The organism is Bradyrhizobium sp. U87765 SZCCT0048, from assembly GCF_018131225.1.
Taxonomy (GTDB): domain Bacteria; phylum Pseudomonadota; class Alphaproteobacteria; order Rhizobiales; family Xanthobacteraceae; genus Bradyrhizobium_A.
Genome location: NZ_JAFCMM010000004.1, coordinates 239,027 through 253,211, shown reverse-complemented (window position 1 = coordinate 253,211; position 14,185 = coordinate 239,027). Strand labels below are relative to the sequence as shown.

Here is a 14,185-nt window from a genome sequence, read left to right as displayed (position 1 = left end):
CTCAACCTGTCATGAATGCGCCATCGATCCATCATCCGCGCTGCAGAACGCGGTGTTCGATCGGCACCGGTCGCCGCATGGCGCAACGTCCACGCACGTCAGGCAGGAAATGGCGCCGAGCCGTGCAACACGCGCCGTCGTCCTGCCGCAAACGCCCACGCCAGCACGATCGCGAAGGTCACGATGGCCGCGACGCCGCTGATCGCCGTCGCGACACGCTGGCGCTGCGGCTGGACGAAGGCAAACGGCTGGTACCGCCGGAACGCATCGGCGGCGGCAGCCTGCTCCAGGGTAAAGTGATCACCGGGCCGGCAGTGGTTCTCGGCCGGGAAAAGATAGCAGGCGGGATTTTTCAGGTTCAGCACTGTGCCGATCCGCTCGTCGACACGGCCGAGCCGCAGCGGCGCGACCGGAAATTTCTCGCGCCGGTAGCCCATCAAAGGCTGGTAGCAATCCAGCTGTGAACCGCCGGCGATCATCGCATCGTTCGCCATCACCGTCATGCCGCCAGTATCCACGATCGCCTCGATCGGCGTCACGACGCCGCTCGCCCGCGCCCGCGCGTAGGCCTCCTCCACCGGCGCTGTCCGATAGGGCTGCCCGGCGTAGTAATCGCGATTGGTCAGGGCGTTCTGCGCAGCGATCACACCGAGGCAGAACACGGCCACGGACGTGCGCATCCGCGCCGCGCGATCCGCCGGCCACGGCAGGCGATCGAGCGCGAGACAGGCCAGCACGATGACGACCGGAATATAGGCGCACAGGAAGCGCAGCAGGCTGCTGACGCTGGAGAAATAGGGCAGCGACTTCAACACGCGATTCCAGCCGGGCTGATACCAGTTCAGCAGCAGCGGGCATACCAGCAGCGCCACGATCGCCACCAGGATCAGCAGTTGCGCCGGCGTCGCGGGCGGCCGATCGCGCCGGCGACTGATTGAGGTGACCACGGCCGCGGCCAGCAGCAGGGCGGGCACGATGGAGACGCCATACTCCCACTCGTTGCGCTCCTGCGGCCATTGCGCATTGGCCAGATGCGCAGTCGCATCGGCCGGCGCCGACACGAACAGCGCCTGCGCGACCAGCGACAGCAGTTGGCCAATCCCGGGAATGCCGGGAAGCGGGTAGAGGTCACGTGGAAAGTTCGCCAGCAGCGCCAGTTCCGCCACGAGCTTGCCCGCACACAGCAGCAGCGACACCGCGCCCACCGCGACCAGACGCAGCCACGGCTCCCAACGCCAGCCGAAGCAGAAGGCATGAACCAGCAGAATGATCGCCGTCGCCAGCAACAGTGGCGGGATGACATGGATCATGCCGACCTGAAACATGTACGACAGGCACAGCGCCGCGGCACCGACGCTGCCGAGACGGGACAGCGTCGAATCGCCACCGCGCGGCAGCAGCAGCAGGATCATCAGCGGCGCCAGCGCGAAGCCGTGAAACGGCAGATGTCCGATCAGGACACGGTAGACGTAGAAGCCGTTGAAGACGAACAGCGCGGCCGCCAGCACGGCCGCGGCACGCGAAGACTGGAAGCCGCGACGCATCAAGGCGTAGGCACCGCACAGGCCGAGCAGCGCGAACACGACGAACGTGACCTGAACCGCACGCATCGGCGACATCACGACGACCAGCGCCTGGGGCAGCGAAATGTAGGCGATGCTCGGATCGGCGAAGAATGGAAAACCGCCGCACTGCGCCGGCGAGAACCACGGCAACTGCGAGATGCCGTTCTGCAGGATCCAGTAGTAGCCGGCGAGCAACGCGGGAAAGTTGAAGCCGTAATCGTGTCCGAGCGTGCCGGCGGCCGTCGGCAGCAGCGGCATGAACATGATGAGGAAAACGACGAAGGTCGCGCCGCACAGCAGGCCGGCGGTGGAGCGGCTCATATCCTCTCGAACATCAGGCGGCACGGACGATCTCGCAGACGACGAAACGCGGCCGAACCTGCGCTGGCGCCGCCCCCGCACTGAAGCAGACAAACCTTAAGAAACGCGACGGCGCGGCGCGCCATCACCACACATGATCGGAGCCGGATACCGCTGCCGATCGCAGCGACACTTGCCGCAGCGACCAGAGTCTCCTGATATCACGCGAGGGCAGAGCCGCGCGGCGACCACTGACGCCCTGAGCCGCCGCGCGCCGTCTTTTACAGCGTCGGGACCGATTTGGGATCCTTGAGGATGATCGGCTTGGCCGAATAGCTGAAGCTGTCGCCGGCTCTGGCCTTGCCGGTGCGATCGACCTCGATGGACGTTCCCGAGATCTTGTCCTGATCGATGTTGAGCGTCATGAAGCCCCACGACGTCGCCGCGGCATACTTCAATACCGCTCCCGTATCCGGCGACCTGTCGCCCGGCGCCGAATGCACCGCATGCAGATTGTGATAGCCGCCATTGCCCGTGACGATGAACGGCGTCGGACCACCGGGGGCGATCTTCTGCTCGATCCGCTGATAGTCGTGAACATGGCCCGACAGCACGAGGTTCGGTACCCGCCCGGTGTCGCGAATCGCATTCTCGAGCACGTCCGCCATTTTCGAGCTGCCGCTGTGATAGACGTCGAACGAGTAGATCGGATGATGAAGCGCGAAGATCAGGGCGCGATCGATCGGCGCCGTCGCGAACTCGTTTGTCAGCCACTGCTGCTGCACCGAATCGATCGATCCGCCCTCCGGCACGTTGGTGTAGATACCGATGATGGTCGCCAGCGGCGTCACCAGCGTCCAGTACACATTGGGCAGATTGAGCTGCACCCGCGGCGCGTCCTTGGAGATCGGATCGACGTCCGGATGCGCCTGCATGAAGTATTGCACCCAGCCGTCGAGCGAGGTCTGCGCGGTGGGATCGTCGACCTCGCCGTCGTGATTGCCGGGAATGGCGAAGATCGGCACGTCGTAGTGGCTGTAGGGCTCATAGAACTGGGCGTAGTAGTCGTCCTTCATGCCGGTGAAGTAGACGACATCGCCGACATGATAGCAGAAGTGCGGCGACGGCCCCTTGCCGCTCGACAGATGCGCGAGCATCTGCTCCGCGACATTGCTCTGGAATTCACCGTCCTGCACGCCGCCGGTGTCGCCGACGACATGAAAGACCATCGCCTTGTCCTGCGCGATGGCCGCGGCGATGTCGGGGAAATTGTCGCCGAGATCGTAGTGATAGGGCGGCAAGCCGAGCGGACGCGGCAGCGGCTGGAAGCTGACATTGCGGTGGCTGACGGGATGCAGCGGACTGACGCCGGGATGGGCCTGCGAATGCTTCGGCAACGGGCGCGGGCGCACTTCGCCCGGGCGGATGGCGGGGCGCGCGGTCGCGCCGGGGCGCGTGCCGCTGCCGGTGCTTTGGCTTGCACTGCGGGTCGGGGTTCTGGGCTTTGCTGGATGGGCCATGGAGCAATCCTCCGGTCGACCAAATGACGTGATGGGAAATGCGAAGAGCAGAAAAATGCACCGGGCAGACGACAGCGTCGTGATCTGCGCCAGTGATCGACTTTGATTTAAATAAACAGAAACATATTCGCGACATGGCCGCCGCGGACACCCTAAACTAGCATCCGCGCGCCGCGATGCGCCATTCAAAAAGCCGGCAAGCAGGGAACGCCGATCAGCGCGGCGGGGCGGCCCGCGACTGGCCCGCCTGCACGATGGCGATGTAGCGCGCGCGCGCATCCTGCGCGACCGCGCCGCGGCCGGTGAGATGATGCAGACAGTTCATCGCCAGATCGAACGAGCCGTAGCAGTGGTGTGCGACCAGGGCGAGGTGCTTGAGCTGTTCCACGTCCATGGCTTCCGGCCGCATGAAATCGCGGACGTAGACCGCATCCGCCTCCACCAGCTGGTTGAGGGCCGCCGCGGGATTCGGCCCCTGCATCGGCGCGATCATCTTCTTGTTGATCGCCGCGAACATGTGCGGCACGAAGCCGAGGCTGCGCAGCTCGAGATCGATGTCGCCGAACACCGGCTGGCCCTTATAGAGCGGGATGAACGACACCTCCGTTTGCACCGCGACCGCCTGGCGAAGGCGCGTGCGGCCATTCTGGAACACCGACAGCTCCGAGCCCTGGATGTCGATCTTCAGCATGTCCATCGCGGTGATCTCGGCGATGTCATCCAGCCGTCTGGTCGCGACCTCGAGCCCGCGAACGATCGTGCCGAGTTCGGTGAAGCGCGGGAAATGGCGCAGAGCCACCTCGTCCGGCTGCAGCAGGCTGGCGAAGCCGATGCCGCGACAGAGCTTGAGGGTGTGGCGGCCGCCATCGCCGACCGCATAGGGAAGATAGGTCTCGAGCTCGCTCTTGGCGGCTTCGAGCGGCTTCAGCACGTCGGGAAATGGATCAAATCCGACCAGCCGGCACAGCCGCTGCTGCAGCATCGGCTTGTAGGGCGGATCGCCGTCGATTGGATTGGCGCCGACGTCGACGATGCTGGTCAACCGCGACGGCTTCAGCAGTTCGGTCAGTTCATCACGGCTGTCGTGCGCCATCGCCAAGCTCTTTCATCTGTCTGCGCCGCGCTGCAGCAGCACCGCGGCGGCCGTCCCGCCACTCTAGCGCGATCACAGGGCAGCGACTAACATGCCGCGATACGGCCAACAACGATACCTGACAACAAACATATGGGGAGGACCGTAGAAATGTCGCTTCGTCGCCATATCGCAGCTGCGCTCGGCGCGGCCGCGCTGCTGAGCATCGCCACAACCGTAACCGCAATGGCAGCGCCGTTCCTGGTCGTCGGCCTCGACGAGAAGGCGCTATGGGATGCCGACGGCAAGGTCGTGCTGTCGCCGGCTGGCAAGGACGCCGTGCTGGTCATCGATCTCGCCCGGCCCGAAAGTCCGAAGATCGTCGCAACGCTGCCGCTGAAGAACTCCGTGGTCGGCCCGCCCGTCAATATCGATATTGATCCGACCGGATCGATCGCCCTGGTTGCGGACTCCGTCGACGTCGTCAAGGACGGCGAGGCCCTCAAGCAGACGCTGGACAACAAGATTTATGTCATCGATCTCAAGGCCAGCCCGGCGAAGCTCGTCGGCACGGTGACCGGCGGCAAGCAGCCGTCCGGCCTCAGCTTCAGCCCGTCGGGCAAGATGGCGCTGGTCGCCAACCGCGGCGACAATTCGATCTCGGTGCTCGCGGTGAGCGGCACCGATGTCAAGGTGGTCGACACCGTCGCGATGGGTGACAGCGTCTCTCAGGTCGTGTTCACGCCCGACGGTAAGCGTGCGCTCGCCACCAAGTTTCCGGCGCACAAGCTGGCGGTGCTCGACATCGCCGGCGACAAGGTGACCTACAACAAGCTCGACCTGGCGACGGGGCTGTGGCCCTACAATGTCGTGGTCGACCCCAAGGGCAAGTTCGCGCTCACCGCCGACAATGGCGGCGCGGGCTCGTCCGACGGCAGCGTCGATACGGTGAGCGTGGTCGATCTCGAAGCCAATCCGCCGCGGATCATCGATCGCGTCGTGGTCGGCGATGGCCCGGAAGGCCTCGCCATCAGCCCGAAGGGGGATCTTGCCGCCGCGGCGATCCTGCGCGGCTCCAACATGAAGAACAGCTATTTCTACAACAGGAACGGCAGCATCTCGGTGCTGCGGATCAACGGCAAAAAGGTCACCAAGACCCAGGACGTCGAGGTCGGCGGCCTGCCCGAGGCCGCAGCCTTCACGCCGGACGGCAAATATCTGCTGGTCGGCAACTATCTCGACAGCGACATCTCGATTCTCAAGGTGTCCGGCGGCAAGGTCACTGACACCGGCAAGCGCTTCAAGCTGCCCGGGCATCCGGCGTCCGCCCGCATGAGCCGGCAATAGGATCTCCTCGCCCGCGGCTGCGAAAGACCGACGCCGCCGTCCCTGCCGGGCCGGCGGCGTTTTCGTCGACTGGAACTGTCATTGCCTCGCCGGCGCCTGGCGTCTGGCGCGCGCCGGCGGTTCAGTGCGTGGCGGTGTTGCTGCCGTCCTGCTGTTGCTGACGGGCATGCTTGTTGGCCTCATGACGCCCGACCGCGCAGCCGGCGATGGCGCCCATCACCCCATGGTGGCCAGCATAATGACCGGCAACGCCACCGACGATGGCGCCCTTGATGCAGCCCTTGGCGGACGCCGGCGCCGGAGCGGCGACCAGCGCGCCGAACAGGACCGTTGCCACGACAGAGGTCGAAATCACGATACGGGAAGTCATGCTGATGTCTCCGGGCGTTTCGTCCGGACAATGCCGACGTCGACGCTTTGTTCCGCGGCCGCCGTCGCCACGCCAGCGACGCTGGCAGCGATGGCGGCGGGGCGAGGCAGGTTCAGTGCGTCGCGCCGGACAGCGGCAGGGACGGATGCCGGGCGTCGCCGCGCCGGTTCTGCGGCCGGACATAGATGATCATCGCCTCGGGCCATTCCGCCTTGGCCTTGAGCGCCGCGATCAGCGCATCATCCGCCTCGACCGTGATTCGTTCCGCCTTGCCGTCGATCTTGAAGCCGATGGTGAAATGCATCGCGCGCCTCCTCCTGTGAGAAAGTCCGCCCCGCCTGTCGGCCACGGCCCGATCGGCGCCGCTACATCCCCGCGAGCCTCCGCCCGACCAAACCGAGTTCCGCCTTCTTTCCTGCGGCATCGAACTGCTTGAGATAGGCCAACAGATCCTCGATCTGCTTGGGATCCTTGACGCCGCCGAACGCCATCTTGGTGCCCGGCACCTTGGCGCGCGGATCCTTGATGTATTCACGGAACGTCGCCTCGTCCCAGGTGATGCCCGAATTCTTGTTGGCTGCGGAGTAGCTGAAGCCCTCGACACTGCCCGCCTTGCGGCCGATCACGCCATTCAGCATCGGGCCGACCGCATTCTTCGCGGTCTCGCCAATCTGGTGGCAGGCCTTGCATTGAACGAAGACCTTCTCGCCCGCAGCCGCATCCTGCGCGGCCGCCGGTACGGCCACCACCCATGCAGCACCCAGCACAACCATGAACAGACGCATGCGACAGTCTCCGGTGTTGATCGGTTCAGATTCGTCGTCCGCCCGGCATCGCCGCAGCCATGGCGACCGGACGCCGTCGCGTCGACCCGGTCTCAGTGACCGGCGCCGAAGAAGGTGAGCCGGCTGAGCAGCGTGTAATGGGCCTCGAACAGCATCAGCACGGTGAACACCAGCACGAACACCGGTGGCACCAGGATGGCGTAGGCCAGCGCGAGCCGTTCCCAGGCCATGTGCATGAAGACGGCGACGATGAGGCCGGCCTTCAGAACCATGAACAGCAGGATCAGGGTCCAGCGCACATAGCCATGCAGGCCGAAATAATCGACGAGATACGAGCAGGCGCTGAGAACGAACAGCCAGCCCCAGACCACGAGATAGAGCTTGATCGGATGCTGCTGCCCGTCGGCATGGCTCGCCGGACTCACGGCGTGGACATCGGGGGCGGCGTGCAGCGTGACTTCGGCCATGATCGTGCCTCACCACAGGTAAAAGAAGGCGAAAATGAACACCCACACCAGATCGACGAAATGCCAGTACAGCCCGGTGATTTCGACAATCTCGTAATTGCCGCGGCGGCTTGTGAAGAATCCGCGCTGTCCGGTGTCGAAATCGCCGCGCCACACCTTGCGCGCGATGATCAGCAGGAAGATCACGCCGATGGTCACATGGGTGCCGTGGAAGCCCGTGATCATGAAGAAGCAGGCTCCGAACTGCTCGGCGCCCCATGGATTGCCCCACGGACGCACGCCCTCCATGATCAGCTTGGTCCACTCGAACGCCTGCATGCCGACGAACGTCGCGCCGAACGCCGCTGTCGCCAGCATCAGGATCGCGGTCTTCCTGCGGTCGTGCCGGTAGCCGTAGTTCACCGCCATGGCCATGGTGCCGCTGCTGCTGATCAGAACGAAGGTCATGATGGCGATCAAGATCAGCGGGATTTCGGTGTCGCCGAACCGCAGTGCGAACACCGTGCTCGGGTTCGGCCACGGCACCGTCGTCGAGGATCGCGCCGTCATGTAGGACAGCAGGAAGCAGCCGAAGATGAAGGTGTCGCTGAGGAGGAAGATCCACATCATGGCCTTCCCCCATGACACCCCCTTGAACGCGCGCTGATCCGAGCGCCAGTCGGCGGCGAAGCTGCGCCAGCCGGACAGCGGGGCCCGGGACGCTGTGGAAGTCGTCATCGCGGTCTCGGCCATGGGCGCATCGCCTCTCCGTTCAGGACACCAGGTTGCGGCAGATGTCGAAGAAGGCCACCGTCCAGCCGCTCAGCAGCGCCAGCAGGATCAGCCACACCAGCAGCAGGAAATGCCAGTAGATCGTGCATAGTTCGACACTGAGCTGCAGGCGCCGTGGGTCCGCGCCACGCAGGACAGCGGCAACGGGCCGCGCCAGCGCCACGATGCCGCCGGCGAGATGCAGACCATGCAGCGCCGTGACAAGGAAGAAGAACGAGTTGGCCGGATTGCCAGCAACGCCATAGCCTGCCACGAGCAGTTGCCGCCACGCCAGCCATTGGCCGAGAAGGAACACGATCGACGCCACTGCGGCGACCAGCAGCCCGGTGGTGACGCCATCGCGATCGCCGCGCCGCGCCGCGCGCTGCGTCCATTGCAGCACCGCGCTGCTGAGCACGAGCACGGCCGTATTGAACCAGACAAGGCGCGGGATCGGCACCGGCCGCCAGTCCAGCAGCGCCATGCGCATCACATAGGCACTGACGATCAGTGCGAACAGCGATCCGACGACGGCCAGGAACACGCCGAGACCGACCTTCGCGGTCGGGGACGACAGGCGGCCGCCACCGGGAAAATCGCCGACCACGCCCTCTTCCAGCCAGGGCTTGGCCATCAGTCGCTGGTGCGACAACCACCAGGCGGCGACCGCCACGAGCCCGACCATGAAGAGGACGATGACGCTCACGCGGGGCCCTCCTGTGCGTCCCAGCGGATCGACGGCTGGTTCTGCGGCACATAGTCGTGGTTGGATCCGGGCACGCTGTAGTCATAGGCCCAGCGGTAGACCACCGGCAGCTCCTTGCCGAAATTGCCGTGGCCCGGGGGCGTTTCCGGCGTCTGCCACTCCAGCGTCGTGGCGCCCCATGGATTGCCGCCGGCTTCCTTGCCGTGCCGCAGGCTCCAGATCAGGTTGAACAGGAACACCATCTGCGCGAAGCCGACGATCAGGGCCATGACGCTGATGAACGCATTGAGATCATGGGCCGAGGCCGGCACGAACGCGGTCTCGCCGATGTCATGGTAGCGGCGCGGCATGCCGAGCAGGCCGAGATAGTGCATCGGGAAGAAGATGGCGTAAGCGCCGAGGAACGTCACCCAGAAATGAAACTTGCCGAGCCCGTCATGGTACATCCGGCCGGTGATCTTCGGGTACCAGTGATAGATCGCGCCCATCACCACCAGGATCGGCGCGACGCCCATCACCATGTGGAAATGCGCCACCACGAACATGGTGTCGGATAGCGGCACGTCCACCACCACATTGCCGAGAAACAGCCCGGTGAGGCCGCCATTGAGAAACGTGACGATGAAGGCGAGCGCGAACAGCATCGGCACGCGCAAATGGATATCGCCGCGCCACAGCGTCAGCACCCAGTTGTAGACCTTGATCGCGGTCGGCACCGCGATGATCAGCGTGGTCGTGGCGAAGAAGAATCCGAACGACGGATTCATGCCGCTGACATACATGTGATGCGCCCACACCACGAAGCTCAGCGCGCCGATACCGACAATCGCCCACACCATCATTCGATAGCCGAAGATGTTCTTGCGGGCATGGGTGCTGATCAGGTCCGAGACGATGCCGAACGCCGGCAGGGCGACGATATAGACTTCCGGGTGGCCGAAGAACCAGAAGAGGTGCTGGAACAGCAACGGGCTGCCGCCGCCATACTTGGTCTGCTGCCCCATCTCCACCAGCGCGGGCATGAAGAAGCTGGTGCCGAGCACGCGGTCGAGCAGCATCATCACGCAGGCGACGAACAGCGCGGGGAATGCCAGCAGCGCCATCACCGTCGCCGTGAAAATGCCCCACACCGTCAGCGGCAGGCGCATCAACGTCATGCCGCGGGTGCGCCCCTGCAGCACCGTCACGACATAGTTGAGGCCACCCATGGTGAAGCCAATGATGAACAGGATCAGCGACACCAGCATCAGGATGATGCCCGCTTCCTGGCCGGGGCTTCCCGATAGAATGGCTTGCGGCGGATAGAGCGTCCAGCCCGCGCCCGTCGGGCCGCCGGGCACGAAAAACGTCGATGCCAGCACCAGCACGGCGAGCAGATAGATCCAGTAGCTGAGCATGTTGACATACGGGAACACCATGTCCCGCGCGCCGACCATCAGCGGGATCAGGTAATTGCCGAAGCCGCCGAGAAACAGCGCGGTGAGCAGGTAGATCACCATGATCATGCCGTGCATGGTGATGAACTGCAGGTACTGGTTGGCATCGATGAACGAGAACGTGCCGGGAAAGCCGAGTTGCAGGCGCATCAGCCAGGACAGCACCAGCGCGACCAGGCCGATCGCCACCGCTGTGCAAGAATACTGGATCGCGATGACCTTGGCGTCCTGCGAGAAGACGTACCGCGTCCACCAGCTGTGCGGATGGTAGAGATCGGCTTCCGGCACTTCCGCCGGCGGAATGACGACAACTGAATCGGACGGGATATCGACCATCGCAGCGCCCTTCTCGTCTCTTGTCCTTCGCTCTGCATCGTCCGGACCGCGCACGGCACCGGATCGCGCGCTCGCATCTCACTTGCCGTCGGAACGGTAGGCCGCCTTCTTGAGCAGACCCTGCCCCGACATCTCGGCGAAGGTGCGCTGCTGCTCCAGCCAGGCGTGATATTCGCCCGCTTCCTGAACGATCACGGTCCCGCGCATCTGCGCGTGCGCCAGCCCGCAGAGCTCGGCACACAGGACCTCGAACGTGCCGGTGCGGGTCGGGGTCAGCCAGAAATACGTCACCGATCCCGGCACCATATCCATCTTGGCGCGGAACTCGGGCACGTAGAAATCGTGCAGCACATCGATCGAACGCAACAGCACCTTGACCGGCTTGCCGATCGGCAGATGCAGATCACCGCCATCGATGATGACGTCGTCCTTGCCGTTCGGATCGTCCGGGTTGAGGCCGAGCGGATTGTCGGCGCTGATGTTGCGGGCGCTGGTGGTGCCGAGCTTGCCGTCCTTGCCGGGAAGGCGATAGCTCCAGCGCCACTGCTGCCCCATGATCTCGACATCGGTCGCGTCGGCGGGAACAGAGACGAACTGGTGCCACACCACAAGCCCGGGCGCGAGCATCGCTGCGACGCCAACGGCGGTTCCGATGGTCAGCCAGGATTCGAGCTTGTTGTTCTCGGGCTCATAATGCGCCCGTTGCCCGTCGCGATGGCGGAAGCGAAACACACAATACGCCATGAAGCCGGTCACCGCGACGAACACGAAGCCGGTGATCCAGAAGGTGATGATGATGGTGTGGTCGATGTATTGCCAGTTCGAGGCGATCGGCGTCCACCACCACGGGCTCAGGAAGTGGAACACCACCGAGGCAATCGCGACCAGAAGCAGAACAAGTGCAACGGGCATTCCTCGTTCATCCTTGCCTGGGGCGGCTTGGACACGAACTCAGGCATGGCTTTGCTATCTGCATCGGTGGGGGCTACCGGCCCACCATCGGTGTGTCTCTTGCCACGCCCATTCCCATCGGCCGCGACGTCAATTCAAAAGAGAATTAAGAGGACACGTAACGACCGTCAGTCTCTCGAGCACACTCACTGAGCTTCAGGCCTGTGAGGCAGGATGTTCCCCGAAAGGCGCAGTTGTCAATAGATCGCCCGTGCACGCCCACGGCGATCCGGCGACCGCCGCAATGCGAATGAATGTTTGTGCGAATGCACACTCGGCGAATGGTCACGCGCGAGGAAGACGCGTAGATGCGGCCGCGCTGCTGATCACCTGCGCCCCCTGAGGCGCCGCTGGCATCGACCCGCAGCGGCGGCATCCATTGTCTCAGGCGGCGGACGCGAAACGTCGACAGCTTGCCGCCTCCATCGCGCCGTTACGGCCTCGCCGGTCAGCGCAACCACGGCCACATCGAGGCGCACCTAAATAGTGTCATCAGGACGATGCGAAAGGCCGCCAGCATGCCGGGAATGGGTGCCTTGCCGCCAAGAGCGAGCTGGCGACACCGCGCACGCGCGCGACGAGCTGCCACCCAAATTGCGCCTCTTTTCAAGGGAACTAGTTCCACCCGCCGTGGTTGTCAGCGGATTGTTTGAAGGATGAAAATCTTGATGATTCAGCGTCTTTTCTCCCGCCATGCGGCGGCCGCCATCGTCATGGGCTCGCTCGCCGCAGGCTCGGTCGCCATCGTGCCCGCCGCGAGCCAGGCGCAGTCCGCCCCGTTCGCAGGTCTCGCTGGCGTCTGGTCCGGCACCGGCTCGATCTCACTCGCCAGCGGCAGCCACGAGCGCATCAAATGCCGCGCGACCTACGCCGTCGGCGACAATGGCAACGGCCTGCAGCAAACCCTGCGTTGCGCCAGCGACAGCTACAAGTTCGAGCTGAGCAGCAACGTCCGCAATGCCAACGGACGAATCTCCGGCACCTGGAGCGAAGCGACGCGCGGCGTCAGCGGCGATCTCCAGGGCAACGCACGCGCCGGCGTATTCGAGGTCCTGGTGTCATCGCCGGCCTTCACCGCCAATCTCAATCTCAACACCCGCGGCAACAGCCAGACCGTGAAGATCACCTCCCAGGGCACCGAGTTCTCCGGGGTGACCATCACGCTCGCCCGCTCCTGATCCCGGCGCCGCGCCGGCGATCAGTCGGAAATGATCATCGCCCAGAACCTGCGATAGGGTGACGACGGCTTCGATACCGCGGCGACCCCGATCCGGCGTGCGCCGACCATCAGCAGGTTCTCGCGATGGCCGGCGCTGGCATCCCACTGGGCCAGGACTTCCGGAAACGTCAGGAACCCGGCAGCGATGTTTTCCGCGACAAGGCGGCGATGCAGACCGGCGACGCGAAGCCGAAAATCACCCCCGGCGCCATGGCTGACCGTCTCCTTCGCGGCCATCGCGGCCGCCTGCTGGCGGGCGAGCGCCACGAGCGCGCCGTCCATCCGGACGGCCGTCAGGCCGTGGGCGCGGCGATAGGCCGTGACCTGCGCAGCGATATCCGCCGCAGCGGCGGCGTGTGTCATGGCCGCCATGAGGACAGCCGCCAGCAGGCTCCTGATCACGTGTGGGCTCCCTTTCGGTCGCGTTCGGTTCTGATATCCCCGCTTTCGCATACGTCTGTTGCAGGCGCCACGCTACCGGCGCAATCCTCCCCGGACGGCGCTTGCGCCGCCGTCGGCCCATCCCTGCCAGCAGGGACAACAACAGGATCCGTCATGGACGACCATGGTCCGCTGCAGCGCTTTGTCGAGGCCCAGGATCCCGTTTGGAATGAAGTACTTGCCGAACTTCGGGCGGGCGCCAAGCGGACCCACTGGATGTGGTTCGTGTTCCCCCAGATCGCCGGCCTTGGCCATAGCCCGATGGCACGGCGCTATGCAATTTCCTCAGAGCTCGAAGCGACGTCCTATCTCCGCCATCCGATTCTCGGAACGCGACTGAGGACATGCACACAACTGGTCCTCGCCGTGGAGGGCCGCTCGGCGACCCAGATCTTCGGCACCCCGGACGACCTCAAATTGCACTCGTCGATGACCCTGTTCGCGCTTGCCGCCGGGGACGAGGCCGATGACCTGTTCCGCCGGGTCATCGACAAATACTTTGCCGGCGCGCTCGATGCCGCGACGCGCGAACGTCTGTGATGCCCGCTGGAACCCGACGACGATGAAACCATCGCCGCGGTGATGCGTTCAGCCGCGGGCTGGCAAGACATCGGACAGACATCGGAGATGGCAATGCGACGAATGATCATGACAGCAGCGGTAACAGCATCCTGCCTGCTGGGTGGCGTCTCCAGCATGTCGAACACGGCTCGCGCGGACGACTTCGGCGGATCGCTCATCTCGATGCAGCGCGCGGTGATGATCGCCAACGACATCGGGCTCGTCAGCGTCAACGAAATCCAGTTCGACGATGGCAAGTGGGATATCGAGGGGCGTGATCCCTATGGCCGCAGCCTCACCGTCGACATCGATGGCCGGACGGGACAGATCGTGCGGGTGGACCGCTGGTAGGATAACCG

Annotated in this window: 16 protein-coding genes; 4 read left to right on the top strand and 12 right to left on the bottom strand. The window is 64.6% G+C overall.

Going from position 1 to position 14,185, the window contains the following annotated elements; all coding sequences use genetic code 11:
• Window positions 1-98: 98 nt before the first annotated feature.
• The 3 genes from JQ639_RS23940 to JQ639_RS23930 form a co-directional block, all read right to left on the bottom strand.
• Window positions 99-1,886 (bottom strand): hypothetical protein, encoded by a 1,788-nt coding sequence (locus JQ639_RS23940; protein ID WP_211967604.1) that lies wholly within the window; start codon window positions 1,884-1,886, stop codon window positions 99-101.
• Window positions 1,887-2,146: 260 nt separating this feature from the next.
• Window positions 2,147-3,385, bottom strand: a complete 1,239-nt coding sequence (locus tag JQ639_RS23935) for a metallophosphoesterase family protein (RefSeq protein ID WP_211967606.1) — start codon at window positions 3,383-3,385, stop codon at window positions 2,147-2,149.
• Window positions 3,386-3,599: 214 nt separating this feature from the next.
• Window positions 3,600-4,478, bottom strand: a complete 879-nt coding sequence (locus tag JQ639_RS23930) for an FkbM family methyltransferase (RefSeq protein WP_211967608.1) — start codon at window positions 4,476-4,478, stop codon at window positions 3,600-3,602.
• Between the two features lie 150 nt (window positions 4,479-4,628).
• On the opposite strand from JQ639_RS23930, the gene JQ639_RS23925 reads away from it, so the two are divergent.
• Complete coding sequence (locus JQ639_RS23925; RefSeq protein ID WP_211967610.1) at window positions 4,629-5,804, top strand: beta-propeller fold lactonase family protein; 1,176 nt, start codon at window positions 4,629-4,631, stop codon at window positions 5,802-5,804.
• Between the two features lie 121 nt (window positions 5,805-5,925).
• Here JQ639_RS23925 and JQ639_RS23920 read toward each other — a convergent pair whose 3' ends face one another.
• The 8 genes from JQ639_RS23920 to JQ639_RS23885 form a co-directional block, all read right to left on the bottom strand.
• On the bottom strand, window positions 5,926-6,174 hold the full coding sequence (locus JQ639_RS23920) for a hypothetical protein (protein WP_249123294.1): 249 nt from the start codon (window positions 6,172-6,174) through the stop codon (window positions 5,926-5,928).
• Window positions 6,175-6,286: 112 nt separating this feature from the next.
• Window positions 6,287-6,478 (bottom strand): hypothetical protein, encoded by a 192-nt coding sequence (locus tag JQ639_RS23915; protein ID WP_211967611.1) that lies wholly within the window; start codon window positions 6,476-6,478, stop codon window positions 6,287-6,289.
• Window positions 6,479-6,539: 61 nt separating this feature from the next.
• Window positions 6,540-6,959 (bottom strand): c-type cytochrome, encoded by a 420-nt coding sequence (locus JQ639_RS23910; RefSeq protein ID WP_211967612.1) that lies wholly within the window; start codon window positions 6,957-6,959, stop codon window positions 6,540-6,542.
• 92 nt (window positions 6,960-7,051) lie between these two features.
• A complete protein-coding gene (locus tag JQ639_RS23905; protein WP_211967613.1) occupies window positions 7,052-7,426 on the bottom strand; it encodes a cytochrome C oxidase subunit IV family protein in 375 nt (124 codons plus the stop codon).
• A gap of 9 nt (window positions 7,427-7,435) precedes the next feature.
• Window positions 7,436-8,158, bottom strand: coding sequence for a heme-copper oxidase subunit III family protein (locus JQ639_RS23900; RefSeq protein ID WP_211967614.1), 723 nt, complete (start codon window positions 8,156-8,158; stop codon window positions 7,436-7,438).
• Window positions 8,159-8,177: 19 nt separating this feature from the next.
• Entirely contained in the window at window positions 8,178-8,882 is a 705-nt protein-coding gene (locus tag JQ639_RS23895; RefSeq protein ID WP_211967615.1) for a cytochrome c oxidase subunit 3, read from the bottom strand.
• Window positions 8,879-10,654, bottom strand: coding sequence for a cytochrome c oxidase subunit I (gene ctaD / locus JQ639_RS23890; protein ID WP_211967616.1), 1,776 nt, complete (start codon window positions 10,652-10,654; stop codon window positions 8,879-8,881). The genes JQ639_RS23895 and ctaD overlap by 4 nt, the downstream gene beginning before the upstream one ends.
• 78 nt (window positions 10,655-10,732) lie before the next feature.
• Window positions 10,733-11,566: a cytochrome c oxidase subunit II gene (locus tag JQ639_RS23885; RefSeq protein WP_211967617.1), complete on the bottom strand. Its 834-nt coding sequence runs from the start codon at window positions 11,564-11,566 to the stop codon at window positions 10,733-10,735.
• Between the two features lie 707 nt (window positions 11,567-12,273).
• On the opposite strand from JQ639_RS23885, the gene JQ639_RS23880 reads away from it, so the two are divergent.
• The gene (locus JQ639_RS23880; RefSeq protein ID WP_371745143.1) at window positions 12,274-12,783 is read left to right on the top strand and encodes a hypothetical protein; all 510 of its coding nucleotides are present in this window, start codon (window positions 12,274-12,276) and stop codon (window positions 12,781-12,783) included.
• Window positions 12,784-12,803: 20 nt separating this feature from the next.
• On the opposite strand, the gene JQ639_RS23875 is transcribed toward JQ639_RS23880, so the two are convergent.
• On the bottom strand, window positions 12,804-13,226 hold the full coding sequence (locus JQ639_RS23875; protein WP_349644565.1) for a CAP domain-containing protein: 423 nt from the start codon (window positions 13,224-13,226) through the stop codon (window positions 12,804-12,806).
• 153 nt (window positions 13,227-13,379) lie between these two features.
• Here JQ639_RS23875 and JQ639_RS23870 point away from each other — a divergent pair, with 153 nt between their 5' ends.
• Together JQ639_RS23870 and JQ639_RS23865 are read left to right on the top strand one after the other, a co-directional pair.
• Window positions 13,380-13,805, top strand: coding sequence for a DUF1810 domain-containing protein (locus JQ639_RS23870; RefSeq protein ID WP_211967618.1), 426 nt, complete (start codon window positions 13,380-13,382; stop codon window positions 13,803-13,805).
• Window positions 13,806-13,898: 93 nt separating this feature from the next.
• Window positions 13,899-14,177: a PepSY domain-containing protein gene (locus JQ639_RS23865; RefSeq protein ID WP_211967619.1), complete on the top strand. Its 279-nt coding sequence runs from the start codon at window positions 13,899-13,901 to the stop codon at window positions 14,175-14,177.
• Window positions 14,178-14,185 lie beyond the last annotated feature (8 nt).

What these genes read in the sequence shown, in the direction of transcription:
- JQ639_RS23935 (WP_211967606.1), bottom strand. Translation starts at nt 3,385, where the DNA reads ATGGCCCATCCAGCAAAGCCCAGAACCCCGACCCGCAGTGCAAGCCAA.
- JQ639_RS23905 (WP_211967613.1), bottom strand. Translation starts at nt 7,426, where the DNA reads ATGGCCGAAGTCACGCTGCACGCCGCCCCCGATGTCCACGCCGTGAGT.
- JQ639_RS23940 (WP_211967604.1), bottom strand. Translation starts at nt 1,886, where the DNA reads ATGAGCCGCTCCACCGCCGGCCTGCTGTGCGGCGCGACCTTCGTCGTT.
- JQ639_RS23920 (WP_249123294.1), bottom strand. Translation starts at nt 6,174, where the DNA reads ATGACTTCCCGTATCGTGATTTCGACCTCTGTCGTGGCAACGGTCCTG.
- JQ639_RS23910 (WP_211967612.1), bottom strand. Translation starts at nt 6,959, where the DNA reads ATGCGTCTGTTCATGGTTGTGCTGGGTGCTGCATGGGTGGTGGCCGTA.
- JQ639_RS23885 (WP_211967617.1), bottom strand. Translation starts at nt 11,566, where the DNA reads ATGCCCGTTGCACTTGTTCTGCTTCTGGTCGCGATTGCCTCGGTGGTG.
- JQ639_RS23900 (WP_211967614.1), bottom strand. Translation starts at nt 8,158, where the DNA reads ATGGCCGAGACCGCGATGACGACTTCCACAGCGTCCCGGGCCCCGCTG.
- JQ639_RS23925 (WP_211967610.1), top strand. Translation starts at nt 4,629, where the DNA reads ATGTCGCTTCGTCGCCATATCGCAGCTGCGCTCGGCGCGGCCGCGCTG.
- ctaD (WP_211967616.1), bottom strand. Translation starts at nt 10,654, where the DNA reads ATGGTCGATATCCCGTCCGATTCAGTTGTCGTCATTCCGCCGGCGGAA.
- JQ639_RS23930 (WP_211967608.1), bottom strand. Translation starts at nt 4,478, where the DNA reads ATGGCGCACGACAGCCGTGATGAACTGACCGAACTGCTGAAGCCGTCG.
- JQ639_RS23865 (WP_211967619.1), top strand. Translation starts at nt 13,899, where the DNA reads ATGCGACGAATGATCATGACAGCAGCGGTAACAGCATCCTGCCTGCTG.
- JQ639_RS23915 (WP_211967611.1), bottom strand. Translation starts at nt 6,478, where the DNA reads ATGCATTTCACCATCGGCTTCAAGATCGACGGCAAGGCGGAACGAATC.
- JQ639_RS23880 (WP_371745143.1), top strand. Translation starts at nt 12,274, where the DNA reads ATGATTCAGCGTCTTTTCTCCCGCCATGCGGCGGCCGCCATCGTCATG.
- JQ639_RS23870 (WP_211967618.1), top strand. Translation starts at nt 13,380, where the DNA reads ATGGACGACCATGGTCCGCTGCAGCGCTTTGTCGAGGCCCAGGATCCC.